Raw genomic sequence first — 17,573 nt, forward strand, 5'->3', positions numbered from 1 at the left:
GAAAGCTTCCGAGACCAAATATCATTCTGCGAAAGACCGAGCGTCGGTCGCCTCACCCCCAACCCCCTCTCCTGCAAAGAGGGGGCTTTTTTGTTCCTAAAGCTCCCCTCTCAGCAGGAGAGGGGTTGGGGGTGAGGTTGATTGTCTCACAATAGCCGTCGCACATAACTTTTCATTCTCCATTCAGCTAATTCAGCTTTCTTGCTTCACTAATCTTGAATAAATAAATTATATTCACGTTCCTTTCAATTCAAACCTTAAAACAATCGCTATGAATCAGGAAATTATTAACCTTTTCGATGAATATACTCATAAGCCTTTGAGCCGTGAAGATTTCATCAAACGTCTTGTTAAATTAACAGGAAGTACTGTGGCGGCAATGTCTGTTTTGCCTATGTTGGAAGTCAATTACGCCAACGCAACGACTATTCAAGAAAATGATGAAGATTTAGTATTATCCGACGTTAGTTACGAAGGCGACGGAACTACGGTTAAAGCGTATTTGGCACAACCTAAAAAAATAAAAGGAAAAATTGGAGCAGTGATTGTCATTCACGAAAACCGTGGACTCAATCCACACATCAAAGACGTAGCTCGCCGAGTGGCAAAAGCAGGTTATTATGCTTTGGCGGTAGATGCTCTTTCACCTTTTGGCGGCACTCCAGCAAACGAAGATGAAGCAAGAAATTTATTTAGTAAAATCGACGCTCAGAAAAATATCAATAATTTCTTGAAGGGATTAGACTACTTAAAATCTTTACCCAAAAGTAATGGCAAAACCAGTTGCGTAGGTTTTTGTTGGGGCGGTGCTTTAGCTAATCAATTGGCTGTTAATTCGCCAACGCTCAATTCAGCAGTAGCGTATTACGGTCGCCAACCTGAAGCGGTGGATGTACCGAAAATCAAAGCAAAAGTTTTATTACATTACGGAGGCTTAGACGAACGCATCAATGCAGGCATTCCTGCTTACGAAGCTGCCCTAAAAGCGGCTGGTACAAAATACGAACTTTATATATATGAAGGGGCACAACACGCTTTCAACAACGACACCGCTCCTACTCGTTATAATGCAGAAGTAGCCCAAAAAGCTTGGGAAGCTACTTTGAGAGTATTTAAGGAAACGATTTCGTAAATTAGCTGTGAGCTATGAGCTTTCAGCTTTCAGTCATCAGCTGTGAGCTGTAAGCCTTGAGCAAGAACAAATATTTTTCTGCGTTCAACCTCACCCCCGACCCCTCTCCTGCTGAGAGGGGAGCTTTAGGAACAAAAAAGCCCCCTCTCAGCAGGAGAGGGGGTTGGGGGTGAGGTCTTTAGCTAAATAATATTTGGTTATTATTATCTTTAAGCCCAGCCCTATTGAAAACAATGAAGTGAAATTTTATAAAAATTAATAAACATGACTTTTGAAGAATTAACACAAAAAATTACCGCTTTGGCGGCTGCCAAAGGTGGTTTAGGCTCATCTATTAAATTTGCGACGGATGCAGGAAGTATTTTTATCAGCGGAGATGGCAAAGTAAGTAATGCCGACGATGCAGCAGATTGTACCATTGGCGTTAGCCTAAAAGATTTGCAAGGATTAATGTCTGGCGATTTGAATCCGATGACTGCTTTTATGTTTGGCAAACTAAAAATCACTGGCGATATGGGTGTTGCCATGAAATTGAAGGATTTGTTTTAAATTTGTAATACGATTTGGCACGAAGCGACTTCTCGCAATCGGCTCAAATGTTCAACTCAAACCACGATTGCGAGCGGTCGCAAAATCAAATCGTGTTACAAATTCATGTTTAATCAAGATACAATTTGTGCTTTAGCTACTCCGCAAGGCATTGGAGCAATCGGCGTAATTCGTGTTTCTGGGCCAGAAACTTTTCCGATTGTTAATAGAATTTTCAAAGGTAAAAACCTTGAAAAACAAGCTTCACATACCATTCATTTCGGGACAATCAGAGATAACCAAACGATTATCGACGAAGTACTGGTTTCGCTTTTCAAAGCTCCTTCTTCTTATACTCGTGAAAATACCATCGAAATTTCTTGTCACGGTTCGGATTTTATCATTCAAAAAATCTTGAAATTAATCCTTCGTGAAGGAGCAAGATTGGCAAATCCGGGAGAATTTACTCAGCGTGCCTTTTTGAATGGACAATTAGACCTTGCCCAAGCAGAAGCCGTTGCCGACTTAATTGCTTCCGATTCAGAAGCGTCTCACCAAACGGCTATTAATCAAATCAGAGGAGGATTTTCTAAGCAAATCGCACAACTTCGTGAAGCTTTGATTCACTTTGCTTCTTTGATAGAATTGGAATTAGACTTTGGCGAAGAAGATGTAGAATTTGCCGACCGTGACGATTTACGTCAATTAATCTTTAAAATTCAACAAGTACTCATTCCATTGATTGATAGTTTTGAAATGGGGAATGTTATCAAAAATGGCGTGCCGACTGTCATTGCAGGGAAACCCAATGCAGGAAAATCTACTTTATTGAATCGTTTATTGAATGAAGAAAAAGCCATTGTTTCAGACATCGCAGGCACAACTCGTGATGTGATTGAAGATGAATTATTTATCGAAGGCATTCGTTTCAGATTAATTGACACCGCAGGTTTACGCAAAACTACCGATACCATCGAGGCGATTGGCGTAGAACGTACTTTACAACAAATGGACAAAGCCAGTTTGATTGTCTATTTGTTTGATGCTTCCGAAATTCAACTTACTGAAATTGCTCAACAAATTACGGAATTTAACGCACCGTATATTTTGGTCGGTAACAAAGTAGATAAATTATCCGCTACACAAAAAGCCGAATTTGAAGCTACTTATCCAGCTATTCTTTGGATTTCTGCCTCAGAAAACAAAAATATTGATGTGTTAAAAGATACTTTGGTCAGAAAAGTAAAAACCAAAGAAATAAAAGCAGGCGATACTGTGGTGACAAACCTCCGCCATTATCAACATTTATTACAAACCAACGGTGCATTAGAAAACGTTTTGCAAGGTTTAGACCAAAGCATCACAGGCGATTTCCTTGCCCAAGACATCCGTTTTGCCCTCCACCACTTAGGCGAAATCACAGGACAAATTACTACTGATGATTTATTAGCTAATATATTTTCTAAGTTTTGTATTGGTAAATAATATAAAACTCAAGGCATGGCTCAAAGTCATGCCTTGAGTACATAAGTTGCCACTGCTTATGCACAACATGCTACAAGCTATGCACGCTTTGCTACTGCCTATGCACACAAATCTACTGGCTATTCACACTTTGCTACTACTCATGCACACATTGCAACTGGCTATGCACACTTTGCTACTGCCTATGCACACTTTACTAGTGCTAATACACACACTGCCACTGCCTATGCACACTTTACTACTGCTCATGCACACACTGCTACTGCCTATGCACATTTTGCTACTGCTCATGCACAAAATGCTACTACCTATGCACACTTTGCTTTTAGCAATAATCAATTTATTACTCCCATGATTTGTATTATAACAAGAAAACTTACCGTATAATAAGTTTTTTGTGATTAGTGGATTGAATATTTTTGATTGTATTTGGGAATGGGTAGATTAGAGAATAAAATTTTTAACAATACAAAATGTACGATACCAATAGTACAACAAAAAATAGTAATAACACTAAAAAAATACTACAAAACTTTTATATATTAGCGAGTTGTGTGAAATTTTAAAACCAATCAATATGAAAAAAATTATTCTTTTAATGTATTTGGTTTCTTCAATGCTAGCCAATGCACAAACAGCAGACAAAGAATTGCAAAAAGCTGAAGAGTTCTTTAAAACTGCAAACGTAATAACATATAATGAAGATTATGACCCTTATGATTATGTCGGGTCTTTGATTTATTTTAAAAAGGAAAAACCTAATGAGTTTAAAGTTTTTAAACTCATTTCTTCAGATATTAAAGGTATAACTAGAATAGAAAAAGGTGAAATAATATACCAAAAAATGCACACAAAAGAAGATGTAAGTCAAGCAAAATTTTTAGGTATTTTCAATAGTAAGGTGTCAAATAAAAATCTTTTAGAAGTTGTTTTAACTAAAAATTACTCATTAGAAGCCCCAAATGTTTTTGATAATTTGGATTTATATACCAGAATTAATTCTATTTCTAAAATGCTAATTTCACAGGGATATACAGTAGAATATGTTTGGAAAGTTAATGTCAATCAATTAACCTCTCGACTATTTAAAGAAGGGAATATTCAGGCTGGACTTAATTATCAAGTACAAGGTGACACTAAAATTTATAATCAAACTGAAGACTTTATGAGAAAAAGTCTTTTCACTTTACAAACTTTTGATGCTTCAATTTTAATTCCGAAGGTTGCAGAAGATATAAATAAACTTCTTACTAATAAAAATAATAAATCAATGAGTCTTGATGGTTTTGACAAAATTATTCATCCAGAAACTAAGACAAACCCTAAAACTTCAGATTATAAAATAGCTGACAAAGTTGAATTTGTTTCTGAAATAAAATAAAAACTACACACAACATGGTATTACCAAAAGCGGGGTGGAACAGCTTCGATTGGATATGTGTGCTACCCCCCCCCCCGCCTTCGGCAATACCCAACCGTAAGGTGAAATGCAGTAAAAAGTACGACAAATCTTTCGTAAAAATACTTCGCCTAACATATATTGGCGAAATAAACAGCTACGTTAACTACTTCGCCAATACGAACATTGGCAGTTATTCTAACACAAAACGACAACATTAAATATAATGAGACAAACAGAAGAAACTTTACTAAAGGACATTGAAACAGGAAGAAATACTCTACAAACAGATAAACTTGATATGTCATTTGGAGAAATTATGAGTATGTATGATAGGCAAGAAATAATAATTAATCCTGATTTTCAAAGACTTTACAGATGGACAGATTACCAAAAAACGAGATTTATTGAATCAATTATTATTGGTATTCCAATTCCACCAATTTTTGTAGCAGAAGACAGTAATGGTAGATGGGAACTTGTTGATGGACTTCAAAGACTATCAACAATTTTATCCTTTTTTGGAGATTTAAGAACAATGCCAGAGAAAAATAATTGGATTCTTAGTGATGGCGATTTAATAAAAAGTTTGGAAGGATATGACAGTAATACTTTACCAAATAAAATTTTGTTAAATATTAAACGGTCATCTTGCAGGGTAGAAATAATAAAATGGAATAGCCAATATGACCTAAGATTTGAATTATTTAACCGTCTAAATACTGGTGGCTCACCTCTTACTAACCAAGAAATTAGAAATTCTCTCTTTAGGGAGATTTCATCAACTTTCAATGACTTCTTAAAAGAACTAGCATCAAATAAAGATTTTATAAACCTGATAAACATAAGCGAAAAACAAATAAGCGAGTTGTATTTGGAAGAACTTGTTTTACGTTTTATGTCTCTATATAATCACCAAACTGTAAAAAATAGCATAGCACAGCATATGACAATGTTTATGAAAGAATCAGCAGAAAATAAAAATTTCAATTATACTCAATATAGACAAATATTTAACAAAACGGTATCTATACTTTCGCCCTTGTCCTACAAAATTTTCAGAAGCAAAAATAATGAATTTTCAACAGCAATTTATGATACAACAATGCAAGGAATTTCAAAGAACATTCATTTTTACGGGAGTGCTAAACCAGTAGTAATTCAAAGTAAAATTGAAGAAATTAAAAACGATAATGTCTATCAAAAATTAGTGCGTTCAGGTGGTAACAATTCTGTTATGAGAGTTAAAAAAAGACTTGAATTTGCCAAGCAAATTTTCGGAAATATATAGGATATGTTTACTAACGATATAAAATTAGATATTGAATGGAGAATGGCAGAATTGTCATCTTTAAAAACCATTCCTGTAAGGTATCGTCTTTTTAGTCATCATTCAGAATTATTGACTAAATATGCTGTCCCGTCTATATATGCTCTATGGGAAGGATTTGTAAAAAAAAGTTTTGAACTATATATTGATTACATTAATAGTTTAGAATTAAACCCAACTGATATTCATATTAATTTGTTTACACATTCATTTTCAACTGAAGATAAGTTAGCATTAGAAAACCCAAGAATGAGTTTTGCAAAAAAGAAAGAGTTTATAGAGTTTTATCAAAAGAAATCAAAAGATAAATTTACAATACCCAAAAAAATTCCAACAAAATCTAACGTTGATTTTGAAACAATTAATGAAATTCTTGAAAGATTCAACCTATTAAAATTACCTAAAGGGACTTATGAAAAAAAACTAAAAAAATTATTACATTTTAGAAATAGTATTGCTCACGGTGAAATTTCAATTCCGATTAAGAATGACAATCTAAGTGAGTTTTCAATGCTTATTAATGACTTAATGGTAGAAATATTTGTTAGAATTGAAAATGGGAAAGTAAATGAGACTTTTAAATCATAAACAAAGTAGTACTTCCGTCGCTATTCCAAGTTTAACAAATGGAACAATAATAAAATGAAGTCTCTGACTACAAGAATGGTGTTATTTCCTGATAATACGGAATGTATGAAAGAAATTGAAAAACTGTTACGAGAAAAAATTAGTAAAGATTACTATCAAGTTACTGATACAACACAAAACTATATACTTATGAACGAAACTGTTTTTTGGGAAATCATTGAATCCTCTTGGGCTGACTCGCCAAGTTTAAATAAGAAAAGAGCAAAGGCTCTGATAAGAAATGAAGAAGATTTACTTGCAGAACTAAGTGAGGAACTTTCAGAAACAATCCTTGAAAATTATGATAAAAGACTTCTAAAACTAAGCAAAGAAGACTTGACTGCATTTATACACATTTTAGAAGAAAAGCTTTATAATATTGATAGGGAGGACGTTCATGAATATACAGACGGTTCGGATGATGGTTTTTTATATTGCAGATGTTTTATACTTGGAATGGGTAAGGAATATTATGATATGATTGACAAAGAACCTTCCAAAGCAACAATGGACTTAGAAGCTGAATTATTTGGATTTTCAGCATATCAACAATATGAAGAAAAATTCGGAGAAGAGTTTGAACGAAACTCAATTCATTGCATAGAAACGTGTTCAAACGGAAATGGTTGGTCATAAGAAAAAAAAGGTCGCCAATAATTAAACTGCAACTGGTCTTAGGTTTTATTTTCGCTGTTGTTGGTGTTTTCACGGGGTCGCCAAGACCAACAACACGGGCGTAAGCAACTCGTTACTTTGCATTCTACTACATTTGTTTGTTACTAACGCTCAATTCGTTGGAGAAAACTCCAAAGAAAACTGAATCGTGACAGCAATTTCGGCAAGACTAATTTTATTGATGTTGACACCTATAATTCTCACTAAATTCAACAAGCAATGAAAACATATTTTAAAAATATTTTTATTCTTTCTGGTTTGTTACCTGCAACTTTCCTATTAGGATTGACCTTTCTTTTTTTGCCTGACCTAATTATAAACTTGTCCTTAGAATTAGTCGAAATCTCTATGGTTTTATCAATGATATTTGGTATTTGCGGCTATCTTGGTTTATTATTTTCATTGCTACCTAAACTTGAAAACAAGTACCAGTTGAAATTTATATTATTGGTTCTTGGGATTATTGGTTCTGTGACATTTACAACAATCACAGGCAGAAAACGAGCGTGGACTTGGGTTTTCAGTATAGAAGAATTTGAAGGATGGATTATTTGGGTTTGGCCTCTAATCGTTTCAATTATACTAATAGGTTTAAACGGTCGAAAATTGTTCAATAAAAATGAAGGATAAAATAACTGCAACTGGTCTTAGGTTTTCCTAAGACCTAAAACAAAATGAGCGTCTCGCTCAATTTCCCTCTCTACTCCAAGTTTAACAAATGGAACAATACTCAAATAACTTTGAGTCATGCCATCAGTAACATTGGATGCAAAATAGGTCAAGTACAATTTACATTTACTAATATTCTTCAATCAAGCAAATGCATAAAAACTATTAATACGAGAGAGTAGTTATTGAATTAAATTATTTATTTGTACAGCCAAAACAGTAAATAATGAAAGCTTTACAATAGCATTCTTGCATTTTTTTGTTCATGATTTTCTCTTTTTAGCCACAAAAGCGATAAATAGAAGTTTATTTAAATGAAAATATTAACCTTATCAGCACTTACAATTTACCTTTCTATCGGCAATACTTTTGCCCAAAAATTTGACCTCGGCAGTTGGAACATCCTAAACGTGAAATACGCTGTAAACAGTAAATGGAGTGTGTTTGGAGAAGCTCAATTACGGTCATTAAAATTCTATGACGATTTCCATTACTATGAATATAAAGGGGGCCTTAATTTCAAAGCACATAAAAATTTAGCATTAAGCATCGGTACTGGAAGTTATCAAACTTATAAAGAAGGTGGCGATTTTGTTGTGCCAAAAAATAATGATGAATTTAGAATTTGGCCACAAATGGTAGTGTATCAATCAATAGGTAAATTGAAAATTGAGCAACGATATAGAGCGGAATTTAGGTTTACAAGCAATGGCTATCGAAATAGATTTAGATACAGACTTGGCTTATCTTATCCTTTTGGGAAAGAAAACAAGGATTATAAACCTTTTCAAATTAGTGCCACTAATGAACTGTTTTTCACAGACAATGAACCTTATTTTGAAAGGAACAGATTAGTATTGGCTTTAAATTACAAACCAAGTAAAACCACAACTTTGCAATTAGGCTATTTACACCAATTTGACTACAAAATAAATGATGAAACAGGCAGAGACTTTTTACAAATTGGTTACTTCATTGAGATATTTAGAAAGCAAACAACCAATAACACTGCTGACACTGACATAAAAGATAATTGACAAAACGCCAGCAATTACTTCTGAGGCTGGTCAGGAGACCAGCCTTGGATGGGAATTTTTGGAGAGAATGATACAGAAAATAACCAATTGGTCTGTATTTTTTCTTGAAGATACCCTTGAATAAAGTGAATAATACTATTGAAGTTTTGTAAATTGCCCCAAAAAATAACAATGGCAAAGTACATCAATCCATATACTGATTTTGGTTTTAAAAAACTCTTTGGTGAGGAAGGTAACAAAGACTTGCTCATTGATTTCTTGAACCAGCTTCTCCCCCCACATCACCAAATTGCAGACCTAAATTTTCGTAATCCCGAAAATTTAGCAGACTTTTCAACAGAAAGAAAAGCCATTTTTGATATTCATTGTAAAGCCCTTTCGGGCGAAAAATTTATCGTTGAAATGCAAAAGGCTAAGGTAAAATACTTCAAAGATAGAAGTTTGTTTTACGTAACCTTTCCAATTCGAGAACAAGCACAACAAGGTGAATGGAATTTTAGATTAGAACCCATTTATTTTGTGGCTATTCTGGATTTTGAATATGATGAAGCAGAAGAAATACGCAAGTTTAGACGTGATGTTTCTTTGAAAGACCAAGACGGAGATATATTTTTTGATAAATTGCATTTCAAGTTTTTGCAAATGCCTTTGTTCAACAAAAAAGAAAACGAATTAGCGACTAAATTCGACAAGTGGTGCTACTTTCTAAAAAACTTAGAAAGTTTTGACCACATCCCGAACATCCTCAACGAGCCAATTTTTCAAAAAGCCTTTGGAACAGCGGAATTAGCTAATTTAAGTGTCGAACAAAGAGCTATTTACGAAGAAAACCTTATTCAATATTGGGGTATGAAAAGTGCTTTGGAAACGGCAGTGGAAGAACGAGAGATTGAAATTGCAAAAAAGCTTATTAAACGCCGCTTAACAAATGAAGAGATTGCCGAAGATACAGGTTTATCAATAGAACAAATACAAGAGTTAAGAAACAAAACAAGAAAAAACTAATACCAATATATACACCGATGGCATGAACTGAGTCATGCCATCGAGTAAAATCCAATATTACTTATCTATTTTAGTCCACCTCAATAATTAACTTCCATCAAAAACAATCCATGAGCTGGGGCAGCTCCGCCTGCTTTTTGGCGGTTTTTTGATTGAATGATTTTCTCGAAATCTGTTACGCTAATTTTGCCAAGCCCTACTTCTAAGAGTGTACCCACGATGGCTCTAACCATGCCTCTCAAAAATCGGTTAGATTTAATATGAAAAACTAAAATACCGTTTTCTCTCTGCTCCCATCTTGCTTCCATGATGGTACAATTAAAAGTAAATACTTGTGAATGCAATTTACTAAAACACTCAAAATCTATGTATTGAAAAAAGTATTTACAGGCTTCATTCATGGCTTCTATGTTCAAATCTGGCGTAAATTCATAACATAAATCTTTTAAAAAAGGACTTTTCTTGCGTGAAATATGATACTCGTATTTTCGGGAAGTGGCTTCAAAACGAGAATGATAATCGTCTGCCACAGGATAAATGGATAAAATAGAAATATCAAAGGGCAACATTTTATTCATCCGATACACCGTATTTTCTGGATTAGCAATAGCCGTTTCTACATCAAAATGTGCTACTTGATGTTTGGCGTGTACGCCTGCATCGGTGCGGCTACTACCTGTAATTTCTATATTCTTTCTCAGTAAAATACTCAGTACTTTTTCAATTTCACCTTGAACCGTCTTTGCATTTTCCTGTGCTTGCCAACCGCAATAATTTGTTCCTTTGTAGGAACATTCTATAAAATATCTCATTCAAAAATCCTGTTACTGTAGCCAACTCTGTTGGTTGATTATTATTTTTTCAAAGTTTGTCGCTTATGAAAATCTATAAAATCTTCAATCTGTTCAACAGGCAAACGTTTGGCGATTATCTTTTTGTCTTTGTCTAAAATATAAATCACTGGCGTAGCATACACGTCAAAACTATTCTTAAAATCGGTATAATACTCATCTTTGCCCGTTTGCGGATTCTTGTGAATATCTATCCCATTAATGATTTCTTGCAACTTAAATTCTTGAATAAAACTTTTCCATCTCGAAGGCGTTCTATCTATCGAAGCCGCCACGATTTTTACGTTTTTGGCTTTCATACTCTGGTACGCTTTCATCAATTTTGGTGCAGACTCTCGGCAATGCCCACATTCCGGGTCATAAATAAATAAAACTGTATAATCTGCCGCAATTTTTGGTAAAAGTATCTCTCTTCCTAAAGTATCCGTCAAGTACATATTGGGTACTACTTTTCCAATCAAAAGTGGTTTAAGTATCGCCACTCTTTCTTTCATTCTTCTTACCGTAGAAGTATCCCACAAAGAAGGTTCGCCGATATAATATTTCTCTGCCATGTGAACAAAAGCACCGTCTGTTCCCAAGATTTTAGGGTTTTCGTACTGGCTCGAAATCTTGTAAATCACATATCTACGTACATCACGAGCGGTTGCTTTTGAAAGTACGAAATCAGCTTCTTTATTGATAGAGTCGGAAGTTTGTACGGTTAAATCATTAAAATATCTTTCTAATTTCTTTTGTAAAAATGGAGTACGCATCATACGGTCGTCGCCTAAATCTATTTGATCCCAAAAATGCGATTTGTAATAATTGTATTGATACTGATACAAAGCCGAAGAATCTACTTTAGTTTTTACGGGGCGATTGAAGGCTGGAATTTCTGGTTCTTGCGAAGCTTTGATGAGTTTTCCTGCAAAAAGGTTTTCGTTATTTTTAAGCCAGTTTTTCTGAAAATCCATCGTTTCGGCTTGTACTTTCTTTAGTTGAGCTTCCAAAGCGGGTGATTTCTTTTGCTTATACTCTGCTTCCAAAGCTTTCATTTCGTCAAAATGTTTCGACATTCCTTGTTGAAAAGCGAAGAAATTTTCATTTTCTTTAGAACCCGTCACTTTCATTTTTTTGATAAGATTTGACGTATCAGTTTCAAATGAAAACTCTTGATTTCCAATAATTAAATCAAAATATCTTCCTTTTGGCAAAGAAACTAAGTACAAACCTTCTGGCAATTTCTTGTCACCTTGAAAAACAAAATTACCTTTTGCATCAACCTGAGCCGTATCTTTGATAACCTGCTGATTATAACCAAAATAATGTGCTAAAAAAACCGTAGTATCTTTCAAACCAGTAATTTTTCCTTTGATAGAAAAACCTTGAGCCAACAACTGATTCGAGAAAAGTGACAATAAAGTTAGGAGTAAAAAAGCTGTATTTTTTTTCATTGTTTGAAAATTTAATGCTGAGTTTTTATCTGCAACGACAGACCTTTGGCGGTATTATGATTGAATCTGAATTTCAAAGTTACTTTATGCAAGCCGTAAGTAAAAGTATTTTTAATCTGTGAATATTTTGATAATTCCTTCTTGATGATTTATCTTTCAAAAATGCTTTCAGCATTCCATTGTTTTCACTTGAAAAAGCTCAAATTTTAGCCCGACAACCATGTTTTACTTACTCTCAAAAGTACTTTTTTATGTACTGATGCCTTTGCCCATTACTATTGCTATGGTTGTTTGGGCTTTGCTCACCAAAAATCCAGTATTGAAGCAAAGACTTCTGAAAAGTACTTTAGTGATAATTTTTCTTTTTGGAAACGACTTTTTAGTCAACGAAGGTTTTTTGTTGTGGGAAGTACCCGCAACGACACCAGAAAGTATCGTAGAAAAATACGATGTAGGTATTATCCTAACGGGCGGTATGATAAGTAACAAAGAAGGAACAGAAGCCCAAATTTTCACCGACAAAACCGCCGACCGTTTTATCCAACCTTTACGTTTGTACAAACAAGGTAAATTGAAAAAAATATTGATTTCGGGCGGAAATACTTCCATTAAATTATTCAGAAGTGATGCCTCGGATGAGACTTTAAAAACAGCTCAACTTTTAGAAGAATTAGGCGTAAAAAAAGAAGATATTATTTTAGAAAGAAAAGCTCGCAATACTCGTGAAAATGCCATTTATACAGCAGAAGTCCTACGCAAAAACCCAACATTTGGCAATAAATACTTATTATTTACCTCCGCTTTTCATTTAAAAAGAGCTTTAGGTTGTTTTGAAAAAGCAGGTATTCATTGTCAAGGGTTCAGTACAGCCTTTCATTCAAGAGCGAGAACATTCACCATCAACAGTTTACTCGTTCCCAACGAAGCCTCTTATTATGATGCCTATTTATTGATTCATGAAGTTTTAGGGTATATGGTTTATAAAGTTTTGGGCTATTGTTGAGGTTTGATTTTAGCCATTGATGCTATAACAATTTAGTTTGTCATAGCATCAATGGCAAGCCAAAATTTATATTACAAGTTTTCTATTTCATTCCTCGTTAAACCCGTTAGCTTGATTAAGTCCTCCATTGATAGCCCCATAAGTTTACCTGTTTTTGCAATTTCAAGCGTTCTTTGAACTTGTCCATTATCAAAAGCTGTATCAATTACACCTTTTAAATCTCGGTAAACTTTCAAGCTCTGTTCATAATCATGACGTTCATCTTCACTGTACTTGGCAATTTCGGCTTTTTCAAAAGCCTGTATAAATACATCGTCTTTAAATATTTCTGGAATGTACTGGAAATTTTCTAAATGCCTTATGAAATACAACCACTTATCTAATCTTGTAGTAAGCTCAGATTCATCTTTGATAAAATGGGGCATTTCTAAATAGACAAATTTCAACTTTTCATAAAAAACTTTATTATTCTGGTCTTTTAGTTGAACCACATGAATTACTTCTCCTTCACCTAATTTTACTTTTTCATCAAATCTAAAATCCAAAATTCCAACACAGTAAACATATTTTAGTTGGTAATTCCAGTCTCCTTTTTCTGCTTGTTCTTGAATGGGAAATGTAGCATAATAGACCGTTCTATCCTTGAAGTAGTTTTGTTTAGCTTTTTGAAGCTCAACAATTATTTTTTCCCCTAAACTATTTTCACAATAGATATCGTAAATTACTTTTCGGTCATTTTCTGTCTGCCCAAGTTTATCTTTGTCCTTGAAAGTCAAGTCAACGATATTAGTTTCAGGCAATAAATTAGTCAAGAAGTCGATAAGCATCGGTTTGCTTGCTTCTTCGCCAAATATTTTTTTAAAACCAAAGTCCGTAAACGGGTTTACATATTTCGCATTCATCTTTTTAGTAAAAAATTATGAGGCAAATTTACAAATAATTTATTGCAGTTTTGAATTTAGCTTTTTTAGGGTTTTGAGCCATTGTCAAACTATTAAAGCCCTAATGCGTCCATAAATGGTTTTTCATAATCACCGTCTTCTGCTGGGTAGCGTAATACTTTTTCAAACTTTCCTGATTGTTTGGCTAATGCCCAAATCAAACTTTCTCCAGCAGGAATGTTGTTAGGCACTTCATTATATATTGGGTCATTATATGCTTTATCTACATCCATCACTTCCCATCCATTGGCTTCAAAGTGTTTAACCAAATCATCCAAGAATAAAGCCGCTGCTAAATTATGGTGTAATAATATTACATGATTGATTCGTCTATTAGTCAGTTGAAAGGCTAAAGAATCGTAAAACGATGCCCGATTTAGCAAATGGTTTAAATAGTAATTCTTAAAACCATTTATATCAGCATCTGGATTTTCTTTAAGTCTTTTTACAAGCCGACTATCAACATACCAGTCCGAAGCATCAATCGAAACATGTCCATTTTTATACTTTTTTTGCTTCATAAATGCTCTAAATCCTTCCACTTTTTCTTTTGTATTTCCCTCTTTCAAGTATGGAAATCTAAAATATGGATAGAAATTTGAGTATTGTTTTATTATCAAATCATTTTGGATTAGTTCAGCTTCAAAGCTTTCCAAACTGGTGTTTTTGCTATTAAAATTCACATGAGAAAAGGTATGATTAGCAATTAAATGACCAGCATTGTTCCAAGAATTTAACAGATATTTTCCTTTTTCATTTCCTTTATTAGCTCCTGACGAAAACAAAATAGCTTTTAAATTGTGCTTTTTTAAATTATTGAGCAACAATTCATTCCACATTTTTAATTTGTATTTCCCAATATCAATAATCTGTCCATCGTCGAAAGTAAAAGATATTTTTGGCTTAGTGTTTTCTTTACTTTGAGCAATGGTTTCACTTTCAAAAGAAATTACCAGACCCAAAATAGTTACCATCAATAAGAATTTCCAAGTTTTCATTACCGTATTTTATTGTCAATTTTTTAAAAAGGTATAACTAACGCTTTAACCAGAAGTCGATTCATTTACTGATTCTTAAACAACTGAATGGTATAATCCAACAAAGCGGTATTTCCAAACACTCCATGTCCGGGAACAATGGTTTGTAAATGGGGATAGGTATTTTTAATTTTTTCTACCGTGTTTGACCATTCTCCAAGATTGGCATCGCCTAAATAGCCTTTCCCTGCTCCTACTTCTTTGATTAAACATCCTCCAAACATGATTTTTTCACTCGGAAAATATCCTACTACATTATCTTTGGTATGACCTTCTCCGAAAAATTTTGCGACAATGTATTCATGCCCAACTTTCAGCATAAGTGAATCGCTAAAACTATTTTTAGGCACAACATACTTATTTTCTGTTGCCAATGCTATGGTTTTGAAATAAGCATAAGAAGGAATACCATTTTCATCAAAAGCCTTCAATCCTCCCAGACAATCGTCATGAAAATGCGTAGGAATGATGGCGTTGATTTTACAATGAAGTTTTTCTTTAATCCATTTGATTAATAATCCTGAACTTTTATTGTTGGTAGGCGTATCGAATATAATTACTTCATTGCTATTTCTAACAACAAGCCCGTTACAAGGCACATAACCAAAATCGTTGGTTTGTTTAAAGGAAGTATGTTCAAAAGCATTTTTTGAAATCTGAGTAATGACTAAATCTTTGGATTTATAAACTTCTTTGGGTTTAAATAACGCTTGTTTTTGAGCAATACTTTTAAAATTTACGGAAGCGATTAGCAGGATAAATAGGATTTTGATAAAGGGTTTCATTTTGTTTTTTGAGTAAAGATTTTTGATTAGAGATTTTTCAGTTAAGATAATTTATTTATCATCACAGTAGCTTTTTAGTTCTGCTGGCATATTTTGTCTTGCCCATTGATACATACTATCAATAATTGGCAACAAACTACTTCCGTAGGGAGTAATCTTGTATTCAACTCGTGGAGGGATTTCAGGATAAATAATTCTTTCGATTACTCCGTCAGCTTCTAATTCTCTTAATTGATTGGTTAAGGTTTGTTTACTGATTTCTGTTATATTTTTCAGTAAAGTGCTGTACCTATTTCTGTCTGTTCGTATCAAATAAATAATGTTCGGTTTCCATTTTCCACCGATTATATTCATAAAATATCCCACTGGACAATTACCAGGAGTAAAATCTTTTGTCTTTCTAACTACCATATTTCCATTAGTCTAAAATGTTAGCCTATCTACATTTTTCTTGTTAAGCCTAAATATTAAGTCAAAGGTATTTATTTTGTTTCTTTATCAAAAACATTAAAAAATTATGAAAAGAATAGCAGTAATAACGACCAAAACTACAGCCAAATATCAAGATGTTGATTTTGATGAATTAAAGAAAAAGGAAATGCCTTTTATCAAGAAATGGCAAGAAGAAGGGATTTTAGAAAACTTTTTTATCAATTCAGATACAAACGGTGCTGTCCTTATTTTCAAAGATTTAGATTTAGAACAAGTGGTAAAAAATGTAGAAGGCTTACCTTTTTTCCCTTATTTCGAGAAAGTCAGCTATTTAGAACTTAATAAAATTTTCTAATTGTTTTCTCATTTAACATCCGTGACTGTTCTCCCGACCCGACCAGTCCACGGATGTACAGTTCTTTCCTATAATTAAGATAAAGAAATTGCCAGTGGAGACACTGGCAACGGCAAATAGACTGTTAGGGAGAACAGCCACGGATGTAAATTTAGTTCTTTATTATGCTCTTTTGAGGTAATACTATTGGAGGCGGCGGTGGTGGATCTGGTGGTAGAAAGTTACTAACACTTCCAAAATTCAATACTGTATTCATCTTTTTAAACTTTAAATTACTTTTTAAATCGTATATCCAAAAGGCTAAACTATCAAGCTCTACTGGAACATGATGATAACTATGTACAAATACCGTTTTCTCAATATGTTGATTTTTAATGTAATATTTGTATTGAATGCCATCGGCATAATCTTCATTGTAAAGTGTGTCAACCTTAGAAAAATCAATATTTCTAATTAAGCTATCAAGCTTAATACGGTCAGTATGTTTGATGGTTGATATATAATTGGTATTACTATTTAGTTTGGTATCATACTCTGATGTCCAGTGTTCCCTTACAAAAACAGTGTCTCCTGATGTAAATTTGATTGAGAAACAAGTTTCAAATGTATTATTGTAGGAAAAATCAAAATCATTGAACAGAACTTCTTTTTTCTTTGGATTTTCGCAAGCCATAATTGAGAGAAGTGAGAAAAGTATAAATGATTGTATCTTCATTAAAATATTATTTTGGCACCCTCCCTTTAGTTGTGTAAGTTTTGTTGGGGCTTTGATTTTTTAAAAAATCAAAGCCCCAACAAAAAACTTTAAATAACTTAGGAACAATAATTGTCATTTTTATGGATAAG

19 protein-coding genes are annotated in these 17,573 nt (G+C 33.6%); 12 read left to right on the plus strand and 7 right to left on the minus strand.

Translation table 11 applies throughout. The features are described from left to right. Window positions 1-271 precede the first annotated feature (271 nt). The 10 genes from VB248_RS20925 (at window position 272) to VB248_RS20970 (ending at window position 9,887) form a co-directional block, all read left to right on the plus strand. On the plus strand, window positions 272-1,132 hold the full coding sequence (locus VB248_RS20925; protein ID WP_323298786.1) for a dienelactone hydrolase family protein: 861 nt from the start codon (window positions 272-274) through the stop codon (window positions 1,130-1,132). A gap of 264 nt (window positions 1,133-1,396) precedes the next feature. Continuing rightward, on the plus strand, window positions 1,397-1,681 hold the full coding sequence (locus tag VB248_RS20930) for an SCP2 sterol-binding domain-containing protein (RefSeq protein WP_323298787.1): 285 nt from the start codon (window positions 1,397-1,399) through the stop codon (window positions 1,679-1,681). Window positions 1,682-1,786: 105 nt separating this feature from the next. Then, on the plus strand, window positions 1,787-3,145 hold the full coding sequence (gene mnmE / locus VB248_RS20935) for a tRNA uridine-5-carboxymethylaminomethyl(34) synthesis GTPase MnmE (RefSeq protein ID WP_323298788.1): 1,359 nt from the start codon (window positions 1,787-1,789) through the stop codon (window positions 3,143-3,145). 577 nt (window positions 3,146-3,722) lie between these two features. Beyond that, window positions 3,723-4,526, plus strand: coding sequence for a hypothetical protein (locus tag VB248_RS20940; RefSeq protein WP_323298789.1), 804 nt, complete (start codon window positions 3,723-3,725; stop codon window positions 4,524-4,526). A 244-nt stretch (window positions 4,527-4,770) separates the two neighbouring features. Next, entirely contained in the window at window positions 4,771-5,835 is a 1,065-nt protein-coding gene (locus tag VB248_RS20945; RefSeq protein ID WP_323298790.1) for a DUF262 domain-containing protein, read from the plus strand. Window positions 5,836-5,838: 3 nt separating this feature from the next. Continuing rightward, window positions 5,839-6,462, plus strand: coding sequence for an MAE_28990/MAE_18760 family HEPN-like nuclease (locus VB248_RS20950; RefSeq protein WP_323298791.1), 624 nt, complete (start codon window positions 5,839-5,841; stop codon window positions 6,460-6,462). A 105-nt stretch (window positions 6,463-6,567) separates the two neighbouring features. Then, the gene (locus VB248_RS20955; RefSeq protein WP_323298792.1) at window positions 6,568-7,137 is read left to right on the plus strand and encodes a DUF4240 domain-containing protein; all 570 of its coding nucleotides are present in this window, start codon (window positions 6,568-6,570) and stop codon (window positions 7,135-7,137) included. 258 nt (window positions 7,138-7,395) lie between these two features. Further along, complete coding sequence (locus tag VB248_RS20960) at window positions 7,396-7,806, plus strand: hypothetical protein (protein WP_323298793.1); 411 nt, start codon at window positions 7,396-7,398, stop codon at window positions 7,804-7,806. Between the two features lie 353 nt (window positions 7,807-8,159). Further along, window positions 8,160-8,882 carry a DUF2490 domain-containing protein gene (locus VB248_RS20965; RefSeq protein WP_323298794.1) on the plus strand — a complete coding sequence of 241 codons (723 nt, stop codon included), beginning with the start codon at window positions 8,160-8,162 and terminating at the stop codon, window positions 8,880-8,882. 171 nt (window positions 8,883-9,053) lie between these two features. Further along, window positions 9,054-9,887: an Rpn family recombination-promoting nuclease/putative transposase gene (locus tag VB248_RS20970; RefSeq protein WP_323298795.1), complete on the plus strand. Its 834-nt coding sequence runs from the start codon at window positions 9,054-9,056 to the stop codon at window positions 9,885-9,887. A gap of 80 nt (window positions 9,888-9,967) precedes the next feature. Here the strand turns inward: VB248_RS20970 and truA are convergent, their stop codons facing one another. After that, window positions 9,968-10,699 (minus strand): tRNA pseudouridine(38-40) synthase TruA, encoded by a 732-nt coding sequence (truA, locus tag VB248_RS20975; RefSeq protein WP_323298796.1) that lies wholly within the window; start codon window positions 10,697-10,699, stop codon window positions 9,968-9,970. 41 nt (window positions 10,700-10,740) lie between these two features. Then, window positions 10,741-12,174, minus strand: a complete 1,434-nt coding sequence (locus tag VB248_RS20980) for a DUF4369 domain-containing protein (RefSeq protein WP_323298797.1) — start codon at window positions 12,172-12,174, stop codon at window positions 10,741-10,743. A gap of 220 nt (window positions 12,175-12,394) precedes the next feature. Here VB248_RS20980 and VB248_RS20985 point away from each other — a divergent pair, with 220 nt between their 5' ends. Next, window positions 12,395-13,177: a YdcF family protein gene (locus tag VB248_RS20985; protein WP_323298798.1), complete on the plus strand. Its 783-nt coding sequence runs from the start codon at window positions 12,395-12,397 to the stop codon at window positions 13,175-13,177. Between the two features lie 71 nt (window positions 13,178-13,248). Here VB248_RS20985 and VB248_RS20990 read toward each other — a convergent pair whose 3' ends face one another. The 4 genes from VB248_RS20990 to VB248_RS21005 form a co-directional block, all read right to left on the minus strand. Beyond that, a complete protein-coding gene (locus VB248_RS20990; RefSeq protein ID WP_323298799.1) occupies window positions 13,249-14,079 on the minus strand; it encodes an Rpn family recombination-promoting nuclease/putative transposase in 831 nt (276 codons plus the stop codon). Between the two features lie 92 nt (window positions 14,080-14,171). Further along, window positions 14,172-15,116: a polysaccharide deacetylase family protein gene (locus tag VB248_RS20995; protein ID WP_323298800.1), complete on the minus strand. Its 945-nt coding sequence runs from the start codon at window positions 15,114-15,116 to the stop codon at window positions 14,172-14,174. Window positions 15,117-15,181: 65 nt separating this feature from the next. Continuing rightward, window positions 15,182-15,940, minus strand: coding sequence for a subclass B1 metallo-beta-lactamase (gene bla, locus VB248_RS21000; RefSeq protein WP_323298801.1), 759 nt, complete (start codon window positions 15,938-15,940; stop codon window positions 15,182-15,184). A gap of 51 nt (window positions 15,941-15,991) precedes the next feature. Beyond that, window positions 15,992-16,351 carry a winged helix-turn-helix transcriptional regulator gene (locus tag VB248_RS21005; protein WP_323298802.1) on the minus strand — a complete coding sequence of 120 codons (360 nt, stop codon included), beginning with the start codon at window positions 16,349-16,351 and terminating at the stop codon, window positions 15,992-15,994. 106 nt (window positions 16,352-16,457) lie between these two features. On the opposite strand from VB248_RS21005, the gene VB248_RS21010 reads away from it, so the two are divergent. Continuing rightward, window positions 16,458-16,727, plus strand: coding sequence for a hypothetical protein (locus tag VB248_RS21010; RefSeq protein ID WP_323298803.1), 270 nt, complete (start codon window positions 16,458-16,460; stop codon window positions 16,725-16,727). A 151-nt stretch (window positions 16,728-16,878) separates the two neighbouring features. On the opposite strand, the gene VB248_RS21015 is transcribed toward VB248_RS21010, so the two are convergent. Then, complete coding sequence (locus tag VB248_RS21015) at window positions 16,879-17,442, minus strand: hypothetical protein (RefSeq protein ID WP_323298804.1); 564 nt, start codon at window positions 17,440-17,442, stop codon at window positions 16,879-16,881. Between the last annotated feature and the right edge of the window lie 131 nt (window positions 17,443-17,573).

It is taken from the genome of Arcicella rigui (genome assembly GCF_034929435.1).
In the GTDB taxonomy this organism is placed as follows: Bacteria; Bacteroidota; Bacteroidia; order Cytophagales; family Spirosomataceae; genus Arcicella; species Arcicella rigui.